This window comes from Litorihabitans aurantiacus (assembly GCF_030161595.1).
Lineage (GTDB): Bacteria > Actinomycetota > Actinomycetes > Actinomycetales > Beutenbergiaceae > Litorihabitans > Litorihabitans aurantiacus.
Genome location: NZ_BSUM01000001.1, coordinates 2,806,106 through 2,818,264 on the forward strand (window position 1 = coordinate 2,806,106; position 12,159 = coordinate 2,818,264).

Here is a 12,159-nt window from a genome sequence, read left to right on the forward strand (position 1 = left end):
CGCACGGAGCCCGAGGCACGCATCACGTGGTCCGGGTACAGCCTGGCGGGTAGAGTAGACCACTGCTCCCCGCCGCCGCTACCAGACGGGACCGCGATGCTCCAGATCCTCCTGCTGCACGTCGCAGCAGCCGTGATCGGCCCCCTCCTCCTGAACAGATTCGGACGGCGCATGTTCGCCGTCCTCGGTCTCGCGCCCGCGAGCGCAGCCGTGTGGGCGCTGACCCACACCGGCGAGATCATGGCCGGCCGCGAGGTCGTCGAGACCTACACCTGGGTCCCCGAGCTCGACCTCGAGATCACCTTCCGCCTGGACACGCTGTCGTGGTTCATGGTGCTGATCGTGGGTGCCGTCGGCGCGCTCGTGCTGGCCTACTGCGCCTGGTACTTCGCGTCCGTCGCGAAGGGCAAGGGCCGCTTCGGCGGCGTCTTCGTCGCGTTCGCCGGCGCGATGCTCGGCCTGGTCGCGACCGACTCGACGCTCATGCTCTACCTGTTCTGGGAGCTGACCACGGTCTTCTCCTACCTGCTCATCGGCCACTACAGCGAGCGCAAGGTCTCGCGCCGCGCCGCGATGCAGGCGATCATCGTGACGACGTTCGGCGGCCTGGTCATGCTGGGCGGCATCATCGTCCTCGGCCAGGTCGAGGGCGGCTCGTACTCGCTGCGCGAGCTCGTCGCCCAGCCGCCCGCGATGACGATGCTGACGTCCGTCGCGATCATCTGCGTGCTGGTCGGCGCCGTCAGCAAGTCCGCGCTGATCCCGTTCCACTTCTGGCTCCCGGCCGCGATGGCCGCCCCGACGCCGGTGAGCGCCTACCTGCACGCCGCCGCGATGGTGAAGGCGGGCGTCTACCTCGTCGCGCGCCTCGCGCCCGGGTTCTCGACGTGGGCGTCGTGGGAGTGGCCGCTGCTGGTGCTCGCCTCGCTCACGATGATCGTCGGCGGCTACCGCGCGATGCGACAGTGGGACCTCAAGCTCGTGCTCGCCTACGGCACCGTCAGCCAGCTCGGTCTGCTGATCATGCTCGTGGGGCAGAGCGACCGCGCCGTCGCCCTCGCCGGCATCGCCATGATCGGCAGCCACGCGATGTTCAAGGCGACCCTGTTCCTCACGGTCGGCATCGTCGACGCCGCGGCGGGCACGCGCGACATCCACCAGCTCTCCAACCTCAAGCGCACCATGCCGTTCCTCGCCGTGGTCGCGGCGCTCGCGATCGCCTCGATGATCGGCATCGCCCCGATGGCGGGCTACGTCGCCAAGGAGGCGGCGCTCGAGGGCCTGGTGCACGACGGCGGTCCGCGCAGCACCGCGCTCCTCGTGGTCCTCGTCGTCGGCTCGGTGCTGACCGTCGCCTACGGACTCCGCTTCTGGTGGGGCGCGTTCGCCCGCAAGGACGGACTCGAGGACACGCCGACCGACCGCGAGGCGTGGCCGATGTTCGTCCCGCCGACGATCCTGGCGCTCGCCGGCCTCGCCGCGGGCCTCGCACCGAAGCTCGGCGACCGCCTGCTGGCCCCCTACGCCGAGACCTACCCCGAGGGCGACCCCGGCTACCTGACCCTGTGGGGCGGGTTCGGCCTCCCGCTCTACCTGACGGTCGGCATCCTCGTGGGCGGCGCCGCACTGTTCTGGTGGCGCGGCCGCGACTCCGGTCTGCAGCGCCGCGAGAGCTTCGCGTTCGACGCCGAGGACCTCTACCGCCGCTTCATGCGCCGCCTCGACCGCGCCGCCGGGGTGGCGACCTCCATCACCCAGCGCGGATCGCTCCCGGTCTACCTCGCGGTGATCCTCGTGGTCGCGGTGATCGCGGCGACGACGGCGATCCTGGCCGGCGAGACCCCGATCGGCGACGTCCGGGCCTGGGACTCCCCCGCGCAGCTCGTCATCGGCGTCGTGATCGTCGTCTCGGCCGTGGCGGCCGCCCGCGCCCGTCGCCGCCTCAAGGCGATCCTCCTGCTCGGCATCTCGGGCTACGGCGTCGCGTTCCTCTACGAGATCCACGGCGCGCCCGACCTCGCGCTCACGCAGGTGCTGGTCGAGACGGTCACGCTGCTCGTGTTCGTGCTCGTGCTGCGCCGCCTGCCCGCCTACTTCTCCAACCGGCCGCTGGCCGACAGCCGCTGGCTCCGCGCGGCGCTCGGCGTCGCCGTCGGCGTCGTCGTGAGCGTGATCGCCCTCATCGCGACGAGCGCGCGCACCGCCGACCCCGTGTCGGTGGACTTCCCGCGCGAGGCCTACGACTACGGGTACGGCTACAACATCGTCAACGTCACGCTGGTCGACATCCGCGCGTGGGACACGATGGGCGAGATCTCGGTGCTCCTCGTGGCCGCCACCGGCGTCGCCTCGCTGGTCTTCCTGCGGGTGCGCACGGCACGCGTCGAGCGCGCCGCGGACCTGAGCGGCCAGCGCCTCGGCGACGTCTGGACCCAGGGGCCGCCGGCGGCGAGCGCCTCGTGCACCTCCAGGCGCGCGGCGTCGAGGCGCCCGGCGAGCAGCCCGACGGCGCGCTCCGCAACCAGCGCTGGCTCTCAGCCGGGGCGACCCTGGCGCCGCAGCGCCGCTCGGTGATCCTCGAGATCGCGACGCGCCTGCTGTTCCACACGATGGTCGTGTTCTCGGTCTTCCTGCTGTTCTCGGGCCACAACGCGCCCGGCGGCGGGTTCGCCGGTGGCCTCGTGGCCGGCGTCGCGCTCGTGCTGCGCTACCTCGCGGGCGGCCGCTACGAGCTCGGTGAGGCGGCCCCGGTCAACGCGGGCGCCCTGCTCGGCTCGGGCCTGTTCCTCTCGGCGGGCGCGGGCGTCGTGCCGATGTTCTTCGGCGGCACCGTGCTGCAGTCGGCGGTCCTGGAGTTCGACGGCGGGCCGCTGGGCACCGTCAAGTTCGTCACCACGCTGTTCTTCGACATCGGCGTCTACCTGGTCGTGATCGGCCTCGTGCTCGACGTGCTGCGCACGCTCGGGGCGGAGATCGACCGCCAGGGCGAGGCCGACGGCGCCCAGGCGCGCGAGATCGGGCACGACGACTCCGAGGGCGCCGACGGCACCGAACCCGACGCCGGCGGGGGCGAACCCGCCGCCAGCAGCACCGGACCGACGCAGGAGGGAGCACGATGATCGTCGCGGACACCACCCCGAGCCTCGTGCTCGTCGTCGTGATGGGCGCCCTGATCGCCACGGGCGTCTACCTCCTGCTGGAGCGCAGCCTCACGCGCGTGCTCATCGGCGTCGCCCTCGTGGGCAACGGCGTCAACATGCTGATCCTCATCGCCGGCGGCGCCGCGGGCGCCCCGCCGCTGATCAACGCGTCCGAGGGCGAGGAGATGAGCGACCCGCTGCCGCAGGCGCTCGTCCTCACCGCCATCGTCATCACGCTCGGCTTCACCGCCTTCATCCTCGCGATGGCCTACCGCTCGTGGCAGCTGCACGGCCACGACGAGGTCCAGGACGACGTCGAGGACCGTCGCATCGCCCGTCGCGCCGAGCGCGGCGAGGACGACGCCCGCTCCGACGAGGCCGCCGGGAACGCCGCGCTCGAGGCCGCCCAGGTGCGTGACGAGACCGAGGACGTCCCCGACTCCGAGACCCCTGGAGGTGCGCGATGACCTGGCTCGTCCCGCTTCCCGTCGTCATCCCGCTGATCTGCGCGGGTCTCGCGCTCACGCAGGCGCGCCGACCCCGTGTCCAGGCCGCCATCTCGCTGACCGCGCTCGGCGCGGTGCTCGCCGTCGCCGTCGCGCTGCTGTTCGCCGCCGACGGCGGTCCCCTGGTGGTCAACGTCGGCGGCTGGGCCGCCCCGGTCGGCATCGCCCTCGTGGTGGACCGGCTCGCCGCGCTGATGCTCGTGGTCTCGAGCCTCGTGCTGCTCGGCGTGCTCTGGTACTCCGTGGGTCAGCGCACCTCCGACGTCGAGGACGACGAGACCCCGGTCTCCGTCTTCCACCCCACCTACCTCGTGCTCGCCGCAGGCGTGGCGAACGCGTTCGTCTCCGGCGACCTGTTCAACATCTACGTCGCGTTCGAGATCGTGCTGGGCGCGAGCTTCGTGCTCATCACGCTCGGCGCCACGAGCGACAGGATCCGGGCCGGGACGATCTACGTGATCGTCTCGCTGCTGTCCTCGGTGCTGTTCCTCGTGGCCATCGCCCTCATCTACGCCGCGACCGGCACGCTCAACCTGGCCCAGCTCGGCCAGCGCCTGCCCGAGCTGCCCGAGGGCACGCAGCTCGTCCTGCAGGTCATGCTCCTGCTCGGGTTCGCGATCAAGGCGGCGGTGTTCCCGCTCTCGGCCTGGTTGCCCGACTCCTACCCGACGGCGCCCGCCCCCGTCACGGCCGTGTTCGCCGGCCTGCTGACGAAGGTCGGGGTCTACGCGATCATCCGCACGCAGACCGTGCTCTTCCCGGGCGGGGCGCTGGACGACGTGCTGCTCGTGATCGCGCTGCTGACGATGGTGGTGGGCATCCTCGGCGCCGTCGCGCAGGACGACCTGAAACGTCTGCTCTCGTTCACGCTCGTGAGCCACATCGGCTACATGATCTTCGGCGTCGCCGTCGCCTCGCAGGTGGGCCTCGCAGCCACGGTCTTCTACGTGGCGCACCACATCACCGTGCAGACCGCGCTGTTCCTCGTCACCGGCCTCATCGAGCAGCGGGGCGGCACGACGTCGCTCGCGCGGCTCGGCGGGCTGGCGAAGCTCGCACCCGCGCTGGCGATCGTGTTCTTCATCCCCGCGATGAACCTCGCCGGGATCCCGCCGCTGTCGGGCTTCCTGGGCAAGGTCGGTCTGCTGCAGGCCGGCATCGACCTGGGCACCCCGCTGGGGTACGCGGTGGTGGCGGCGGGTCTGCTGACCTCCTCCTCACGCTGTACGCGATCATCAAAGCCTGGAACAAGGCGTTCTGGCAGACGGCGCCGCAGGAGCTGCCGAAGGTCCGCACACCGCGCAGCACCTTCGGCCCGGCGGCCGCGCTGGTCGTCGCGAGCTGCGCGATCACCTTCCTGGCGGGTCCGCTGTTCCGGTACGCCGACGACGCGGCGCGCGACCTGCGGGCGCGCTCGCCCTACATCGACGCCGTCCTCGTCGACGGGGCCCGGGGCGACGGCGAGTCCGCCGAGGCCGACACCGGGAGCGACAGCGACGGCCCGGAGGACTCCTCGCCCGAGCAGCCGACCGGTTCGGGCGCCCGCACCGGAAGTGAGAACCGATGACCGCACGGGACCGCAACGCCCAGGACCTCGCGACCAGCCCGGCCGCGACCGTGGCCGCGGAGGCACCCGTCCGCAAGGGACGGCTCGGGCGACCCTCGATCCCCGCCGTGGTGTGGCTGACGCTCGTCTGGCTCCTGCTGTGGGGCGACTTCTCGCTCGCGAACCTGCTGGGCGGCCTCGCCGTCGCGACGCTCGTGGCCACGGTGCTCCCGCTGCCGCGCGTGCCGTTCGCGGGGCGCCCCTCGGTGCTCGGCGTCCTCCGGCTGCTGGGCACGCTCGCCGTCGACATCGTGGTGGCCTCGGCCCAGGTGACCGCCGTCGCGCTCCGGCTGGGGCGTGACCCGCGCAGCGGTGTCATCCGCGTCCAGCTTCGCTCGCGCTCGGACCTGTACCTGACGCTGACCGCCGACTTCTGCTCCCTCGTGCCCGGCTCGATCATCGTCGAGGCCCACCGCGCGACCAGCACCCTGTACCTGCACGTGCTCGACCTCGAGGCCGCCGGGGCCGTGGAGCGGGCCCGCGCGAACGTGCTCGAGCAGGAGGCCCGCATCCTGTACGCGCTCGCCTCGGACGAGGAGATCGCCCGCGCCGGGCTGCCCCGTCGTCGCCTCGGCGGCGCCGGTCGCGGCGGGGCCTCGGCGGTCCCCGCCCCGGCAGCCGGATCGGAGGAGAACCGATGAACATCGTCGTGGTGATCGTCTGCGGCGTCATGGTCACGATCGGTGCCGTGTGCGCCGTCGTCCGCGCCGAACGCGGTCCGAGCATGCTGGACCGCGTGGTCGCGGTCGACGTCGTGGTGGCGGGCGTCCTGGCCGCCGTCGCCCTCGTCTCGGCCTGGACGCTGCGCACCGACCTCGTGCCGGTGCTCGTGGTGCTGGCCCTGGTCGGCTTCCTCGGGTCGGTGACGGTCGCGCGCTTCGCGGCCGCCGACTCCGACGACGACAAGCGCATCATGACCCGCGAGGAGGCGGCCGCCGAGCAGGCGGCCCGCCGTCGGGCCGAGCTCGAGGACGGGGGTGAGGCGTCGTGATCACCGAGGGAGGTGTGCTCGACACCGTCATGCACGTGGCGGCGGCGATCTGCTTCGTGGCGGGGTCGTTCCTCGCGATGGTGGCCGGGATCGGCATCGCGCGGTTCCCGGACCTGCTCGCCCGGATGCACGCGGCCACCAAGCCGCAGGTCCTCGGTCTCGCGCTGCTCATGGCGGGGCTCGCGCTCGAGATCCGCACCGGCGTCGTCATCTGGACGCTCGTGCTGGTGGTGGCGCTGCAGCTCATCACCGCGCCGGTCTCGGCCCACATGGTCGGGCGGGCGGGGTACCGGACCGATCAGGTCCGCGACGACCTGCTGGTCGTGGACGAGCTGACCCAGGACCTGGCCGAGATCGAGCGGACCACGCCCGCCGGCGTGCGTCCGTCGGGCGCGTCCGCGCCGGCGTCGGGCGAGGCGCCCGGGGAGTCCGAGGGTGACGAGGTCATGGCGACGACCGACCCGCGCCCCCACGAGGAGCCGCACGAGCGCTAACCGGCGGCGGACGGCGACCCCGGGTCGCCGTCCGCACCGAGGGTCGGGTCAGACCGCGTCGTCGACCCGCTTGGCGATCGCGCGGGTGACGGCCCGCGTGGTGCCCGCGCGGGCGAGCGCCGCGAGGGCGCCGGAGATGGCGGCGAACACGACGAGCTCGCGCACCGACGCGTCGTCGCCGTGCGACGGCGGCTCGTGGCCGGTGACCTTGCGCCACACGAGGCTCAGGGCCTTCGTGGCGACGAAGCCTGCAGCCATGACGGCGAGGGTCGTGACGATCTTCTGGTTGGTCTCGCTGCTCATGTCGCGAGCCTAGTGCGGGCACGTCCGGGGGCGGCTCCCGGACACCGACCCGGGACCTTGGTCCCGGGTGCCCGGTGGCGTTCCCCACATTCTGACGAGCCTGGGTGATACGTCAGATACGTGCGAGAATGGTGCCCATGCCGAAGATCATCGGGTCGACGCTGGCCGAGCACCGCGCACAGGTGCGCTCTCGGCTGTTCGCCGCGCTGTCGGCGCTGATGGAGCGCGAGGGCTTCGACGCGATCACGCTGGCGGACATCGCGGGCGAGGCCGGCGTGGGTCGCACCGCCGTCTACAACCACTTCCCCGACAAGGAGTCGCTCCTCCTCGGGTTCATCGAGAACGAGACGACCTCGTACATCGCGGCGCTGGAGGAGTCCCTCCTCGGGGTCGAGGACCCGGTCGAGCAGCTGCGGACCTACGTGCAGCAGCAGATCCGCCTCAAGCGCGTCTACCACCTCGCGCCCGGCCCGGACCTGCGCACGGTCGTCAGCCGCAACACGATGCTGCGCCTGCGCGAGCACATCTCCCAGATCGAGGCCCCGCTGCGGCGCATCCTGATCCAGGGCATCGGCACGGGGCGCTTCCCGCGCCAGGACCTCGACGCCGTCGTACCCCTCATCAACTCCTGCCTCAACGCGCGCCACGTGCCGGAGGAGGGCTCGCGGCGCAACCGCGCGATCGAGGAGACCGTGGCCTTCGTGATGCGCGCCGTCGGCGTCGACCCGACCGTCGCGGTGCGCCGCACCGCCTGAGGCGCACCGCTCCCGCGCGGTGCGCCTCGGGCAACGTCAGCGGGTCGCGCGGCGGATCGCTGACACCCCCACGGCGAGCCCGACGGCGAGCGTCGCCGCCGCGGCCAGGAAGCCCCAGACCACGTCGATCGTGAATCCGCCGGCGAACAGCACCCGTTCGGCGTCGACCAGGTAGGTGATGGGGTTGAACCGCGAGGCCACCTGCATCCACCCCGGCCCGGACTCCAGCGGCAGCATCATGCCCGCCAGCAGCAGGAGCGGGAACGTCACGGACTGCTGCACCGTCCAGAAGAGCCACTCCCGGTTCTTCGACGCGAGGCCGAGCGCGTAGGAGAGCGATCCGAGGCCGATGCCGAACAGGCCCAGCATCACGAGCCCGAGCGCGACCCCCGCGACGTGGATCTCGAACCCGAAGGGGATCGCCGCCAGCGTGAGGATCAGCGCCTGCGCCACCAGCGGCACGAACTCCTTCAGCGCTCGCCCGACGATGATCGAGGCGCGCGAGAGCGGTGAGGCGAGGATGCGCTCGTAGCTGCCCATCTGCATCTCGAAGAGCAGGTTCGACCCGGTCATCCCGGTGCCGAAGAGCGCGATCATCACCAGCAGGCCCGGGAGGAACCACTGGATGGTCGACTCGCCGGCGGCCGCCGCCCCGGGACCGGCCATCGCCCCGCCCACGAGGCCCGAGAGCAGCGGGGCGAACAGCAGCAGGAACACGATCGGCTGCCCGAGCGCGAAGACCTGCGAGAACGGGTCGCGCAGCGTGAGCCGCAGCTCGCGCCACGCGACGGCCGCCGTGTCGTGCACGAAACGGGCCACCGGGCTCGTCGGCACGGCCGAGGCGGGCGACGGCGCGGCCCCGGGGGTCGTCGACGTCGCGGCGCTCATGCCGCACCTCCCGCGCTCCCGGACCCGCCGGACCCGCCGGGCCCACCGGCGGCCGACGCCATCGCGGCGACCGCGGCGGCGTCGTCGCCCGACTCCGACTCCTCGCGCAGCGACCGGCCGGTGAGGTTGAGGAACACGTCGTCGAGCGTCGCCTCGGCGATCGACGCCGTCGCCGGTCGCAGGCCCGCACCCTCGAGCAGGTGCAGGAGCACGGGCAGGAGGGCGGGACCGTCGTCCAGCTCGAGCCGCAGGCCGCCCGGCACGGTCGCCGCCGGAGCCGCCGCCGTCGCCGTCGTCGTCGCACCGGGCTGCGCGAGGCCACCGGCGACGCGTGCGTCGGCCGCGAGCACCTCCCGGGCCCGGCGCGCCTCCGCCTCGCTCGCCCAGGTGAGGGTGACGACGTCGGAGGCGTGCGTGTGGCGCAGGGCCGTCGGGGTGTCGTCCGCGATGATCGACCCCTGGTCGATGACGACGACGCGTTCTGCCATCCGGTCGGCCTCCTCGAGGTAGTGGGTGGTGAGCACGAGCGTCATCCCGAACTCGTGCCGCATGCGCTGGACGTGCTCCCACAGGTTGGCCCGGCTGGCCGGGTCCATCCCGGTGCTCGGCTCGTCGAGGAACAGCAGCGGCGGGCGGTTCAGCAGCCCCATCGCGACGTCGAGCCGCCGCCGCTGACCACCCGAGAGGGTGTTGACGGTGCGCTTCTCGAGCCCGACGAGGTCGAGGGCGGAGAGCAGGTCGGCCGCGCGCCGCCGTCCCTCGGCCGCGGGGACGCCGTAGAACTGCGCCTGGCTGGCGAGCTCGTCCGCGACGCGGAAGTAGTGGCCGGCGCTGTTGCCCTGACCGATGTAGCCGATGGCGCGCCGCACGCGGTCGGGGTGCGCCACGACGTCGTGCCCCGCGACGGTCGCCTCGCCGGCGGTGGGCGCGAGCAGGCCCGTGAGCATCTTCAGGGTGGTGGACTTGCCGGCGCCGTTCGGGCCGAGGATCGCGACGAGCTCGCCGTCCGCGACCGACAGGTCGATGCCGCGCACCGCCTCGACCACGCTCGCCTTCCTCGTGAAGGTCCGTCTCAGACCTCGGGTGGTGATCATCGTTCTCCGTACGCCGTACCGAAAGAGGGACGGCGTTACAGTACGACGTACGGACAAGAAGGGGAAGCCCCCGCCGCGTCACGGGCGGCGGGCACCGGCGGACGAGAGGATCGTGGCGAGATGCAGGAGCGGGAGACGGCCGGTGCGAGCCTGCGCGACCTCGTCGACGCGCACGCCGAGCAGGTGGGACACGTCGCCGTCGAGCCCTCCGCGGAGGAACGGCGCCGCCTCGAGCTGCTCTGGCTGCCGCCCGAGCCCAGCGCGCGCGGGCGGCGCCCCCGCTTCACGCGGGCGGAGGTCGTGGCCGCCGGGCTCGCCGTCGCCGCCTCCGACGGCCTCGGCGGTGTCACGATGCGCCGCGTCGCGGGCGAGCTCGGCGCGGGTGCGATGAGCCTCTACACCTACGTCCCCGGCCGCGATGAGCTGGTCGACCTCATGATCGACGCCGCCTACGCCGAGCTCGACCTCCCCACCGACGGCGGCACGTGGCGCGAGGGTCTGCTGCGCTACGCCGACTCGCTCCTGCGGATGTACGCCGCGCACCCCTGGCTGCTCGACCTCAACCAGTGGCGCCTCCCGCTGGCCCCGCACGTGCTCGACGCCGAGGAGGCCGGGTTGCGGGTGCTCGCCGCCACCCCGCTCACCCCCGAGGAGGTCGTCGGCATCCGCGACCTGCTCGAGACCTTCGTGCACGGCCTGGCCCGCGAGCTCGCTCAGGAGCGGCGCGACGGCGACCAGGGCGTGTCGCAGGAGGACTACTGGACGCAGCAGAGCCACTTCTGGGAGACGCACTTCGACCCGGAGCGGTATCCGACGATGACGCGGATGTGGCTCGCGGGCGCGTTCGAGGTGGACCGCTCCGGCACCGAGCAGGCGCTCGCCCCGCTCCTGGCGGCGGTGGAGCGGGCGATCGCCGCCGCGTCCGCCGGAAGCTAGTCAGCGCCTCAGGGGGCGGGGTGGCGCAGCCCGAGGTCGTTGAAGAGGGCGGCGTTGAGGTCGAACGCGACCGCGGCCTCGGCCACGACGGCGCCCGTGCCCTCGCTCGTCAGCGGTGCGGCGTCCAGGCGAGCCCGGTAGGCGTCCTTGTACGGCTTGGGCTTGGGGATGTCGGCGAACGTGTAGAACGTCAGCTCCTCCGGAGTCATGCCGTAGTGGCGCTGCAGCATGCGCGCAACGATCTGGCCGCCGGAGAGGTCGCCCAGGTAGCGCGTGTAGTGGTGCGCGAGCAGGTGCTCGGGCCGCGCGATCGCGTCGAGGCGGGCCGTGTAGGCGAGCGTGGCGGGCACGAGCGTGCGCTCCTCGCGCCAGCCCGGACCGGCCAGGATCGCCAGGTCGGCCTCGAGGCTCGGCACCCGCAGCAGCTCCGGCAGCACGAAGGGAGCCGCCACGGCGTCGTCGCGGAGGCGTTCGCCGGCCGCCTCGAGCGCCGTGTAGATCGCGTGGTGCTGCCGCGTCAGGTCGATGTAGGCATCACGGCCGAGCGCGCCACCCATGAGGTCGCTCACGAAGGACCGCGTCTCGGCGTGCTCGTGCTGCGGGCGGGTGGCCTCGCGCAGCAGCACCGAGAGCGTCGGCGGGGCCGTGGCCTCGGGGGCGACGGCCGCCGACCCGACGGCGTCGGCGGCAGGGACGCCGGTGGCGGGCGGGGCGGCGGGCTCGAGCGTCTCGGTCATGGTCTTCCTCGTTCTGACAACTTGTCACGACAGTCTGTCATGACCATTCAGATAAGGAAAGCCTTACCTGCGCGATTGCACCAGGGGTGTCTCAGGCCTCGGACGACGCCTTCCGCCGCCTGACCGCGACCACGGCCGCCGTCGTCGACCCGATCGCGGCCGCGGCCGTGGTCCCGGCGATGATCCACGGCGCGGCGGACGACGAGCCGCTCTCGTCATCCGCCGTCGCCGCGCCGTCCTCGGCCGCCGCCGCTGCGCTCGCGGGAGGCTCCTCCGCGGACGCCGACCCCTCGGCGCTCGCGTCCTCACCCTGATCGGCCGGCGCCTCCTCGGCCGGCGCCTCGGCCGGCGACACCTCGACGGCGGGCTCCTCGACCGGAGCGGCCCCCTCCGCCGTCGTGAACGAGATCGGCGTGAAGGTCTCGTTGTTGGCGTTGACGACGCCGTGCGCCCCGAACGTGATGACGCCGCAGGTCTCCACGCGGCAGTCGAGCTCGCGCGGGTTCGCGCCGGAGGCGTCGGTGACCTGCAGCACCGGACCGGGGATCACGAGGTCGGTGGCCCACGAGCCGTCGAGCGCGACCTCCGAGCCGTTGGCCTCGGACGCGGTGGTGGACCCCGGGAAGGTGACGAACTTCTGGTAGCCGGAGTTCTCCGCCGCCTGCACGTCCGGCTGGTAGGCGTAGGTGACGCCGAAGCCGCCGCCCGC

General features: G+C 72.9%; 14 protein-coding genes and 1 pseudogene. 11 read left to right on the plus strand and 4 right to left on the minus strand.

Annotation, left to right across the window (positions count from 1 at the left end; translation table 11 throughout):
* Positions 1 to 96 precede the first annotated feature (96 nt).
* The 7 genes and pseudogenes from QQK22_RS13365 (at position 97) to mnhG (ending at position 6,737) form a co-directional block, all read left to right on the plus strand.
* Entirely contained in the window at positions 97 to 2,574 is a 2,478-nt protein-coding gene (locus QQK22_RS13365) for a Na+/H+ antiporter subunit A (protein WP_348525587.1), read from the plus strand.
* Entirely contained in the window at positions 2,571 to 3,119 is a 549-nt protein-coding gene (locus QQK22_RS18900) for an MnhB domain-containing protein (RefSeq protein ID WP_348525588.1), read from the plus strand. The genes QQK22_RS13365 and QQK22_RS18900 overlap by 4 nt, the downstream gene beginning before the upstream one ends.
* Positions 3,116 to 3,607 (plus strand): Na(+)/H(+) antiporter subunit C, encoded by a 492-nt coding sequence (locus tag QQK22_RS13370; RefSeq protein WP_284251433.1) that lies wholly within the window; start codon positions 3,116 to 3,118, stop codon positions 3,605 to 3,607. Before QQK22_RS18900 ends, QQK22_RS13370 begins: the two co-directional genes overlap by 4 nt.
* A pseudogene (locus tag QQK22_RS13375) lies at positions 3,604 to 5,213 on the plus strand (Na+/H+ antiporter subunit D). Before QQK22_RS13370 ends, QQK22_RS13375 begins: the two are co-directional and overlap by 4 nt.
* Positions 5,210 to 5,893, plus strand: coding sequence for a Na+/H+ antiporter subunit E (locus tag QQK22_RS13380; RefSeq protein ID WP_284251434.1), 684 nt, complete (start codon positions 5,210 to 5,212; stop codon positions 5,891 to 5,893). Before QQK22_RS13375 ends, QQK22_RS13380 begins: the two are co-directional and overlap by 4 nt.
* Positions 5,890 to 6,243, plus strand: coding sequence for a monovalent cation/H+ antiporter complex subunit F (locus QQK22_RS13385; RefSeq protein ID WP_284251435.1), 354 nt, complete (start codon positions 5,890 to 5,892; stop codon positions 6,241 to 6,243). Before QQK22_RS13380 ends, QQK22_RS13385 begins: the two co-directional genes overlap by 4 nt.
* Complete coding sequence (gene mnhG / locus QQK22_RS13390) at positions 6,240 to 6,737, plus strand: monovalent cation/H(+) antiporter subunit G (RefSeq protein WP_348525589.1); 498 nt, start codon at positions 6,240 to 6,242, stop codon at positions 6,735 to 6,737. Before QQK22_RS13385 ends, mnhG begins: the two co-directional genes overlap by 4 nt.
* Positions 6,738 to 6,785: 48 nt before the next feature.
* On the opposite strand, the gene QQK22_RS13395 is transcribed toward mnhG, so the two are convergent.
* The gene (locus QQK22_RS13395) at positions 6,786 to 7,040 is read right to left on the minus strand and encodes a DUF4235 domain-containing protein (RefSeq protein WP_284251436.1); all 255 of its coding nucleotides are present in this window, start codon (positions 7,038 to 7,040) and stop codon (positions 6,786 to 6,788) included.
* A 137-nt stretch (positions 7,041 to 7,177) separates the two neighbouring features.
* On the opposite strand from QQK22_RS13395, the gene QQK22_RS13400 reads away from it, so the two are divergent.
* A complete protein-coding gene (locus tag QQK22_RS13400; RefSeq protein WP_284251437.1) occupies positions 7,178 to 7,795 on the plus strand; it encodes a TetR/AcrR family transcriptional regulator in 618 nt (205 codons plus the stop codon).
* Between the two features lie 36 nt (positions 7,796 to 7,831).
* Here QQK22_RS13400 and QQK22_RS13405 read toward each other — a convergent pair whose 3' ends face one another.
* The gene (locus tag QQK22_RS13405; RefSeq protein ID WP_284251438.1) at positions 7,832 to 8,683 is read right to left on the minus strand and encodes an ABC transporter permease; all 852 of its coding nucleotides are present in this window, start codon (positions 8,681 to 8,683) and stop codon (positions 7,832 to 7,834) included.
* Positions 8,680 to 9,777: an ABC transporter ATP-binding protein gene (locus QQK22_RS13410; protein ID WP_284251439.1), complete on the minus strand. Its 1,098-nt coding sequence runs from the start codon at positions 9,775 to 9,777 to the stop codon at positions 8,680 to 8,682. Before QQK22_RS13410 ends, QQK22_RS13405 begins: the two co-directional genes overlap by 4 nt.
* A gap of 120 nt (positions 9,778 to 9,897) precedes the next feature.
* Between QQK22_RS13410 and QQK22_RS13415 the strand changes: the two genes are divergently transcribed.
* Positions 9,898 to 10,713 (plus strand): TetR/AcrR family transcriptional regulator C-terminal domain-containing protein, encoded by an 816-nt coding sequence (locus QQK22_RS13415; protein ID WP_284251440.1) that lies wholly within the window; start codon positions 9,898 to 9,900, stop codon positions 10,711 to 10,713.
* 8 nt (positions 10,714 to 10,721) lie between these two features.
* On the opposite strand, the gene QQK22_RS13420 is transcribed toward QQK22_RS13415, so the two are convergent.
* The gene (locus tag QQK22_RS13420; RefSeq protein WP_284251441.1) at positions 10,722 to 11,450 is read right to left on the minus strand and encodes a biliverdin-producing heme oxygenase; all 729 of its coding nucleotides are present in this window, start codon (positions 11,448 to 11,450) and stop codon (positions 10,722 to 10,724) included.
* 86 nt (positions 11,451 to 11,536) lie between these two features.
* On the opposite strand from QQK22_RS13420, the gene QQK22_RS13425 reads away from it, so the two are divergent.
* Together QQK22_RS13425 and QQK22_RS13430 are read left to right on the plus strand one after the other, a co-directional pair.
* Positions 11,537 to 11,764 (plus strand): hypothetical protein, encoded by a 228-nt coding sequence (locus QQK22_RS13425; RefSeq protein WP_284251442.1) that lies wholly within the window; start codon positions 11,537 to 11,539, stop codon positions 11,762 to 11,764.
* Between the two features lie 99 nt (positions 11,765 to 11,863).
* Positions 11,864 to 12,094 carry a hypothetical protein gene (locus QQK22_RS13430; protein ID WP_284251443.1) on the plus strand — a complete coding sequence of 77 codons (231 nt, stop codon included), beginning with the start codon at positions 11,864 to 11,866 and terminating at the stop codon, positions 12,092 to 12,094.
* Positions 12,095 to 12,159 lie beyond the last annotated feature (65 nt).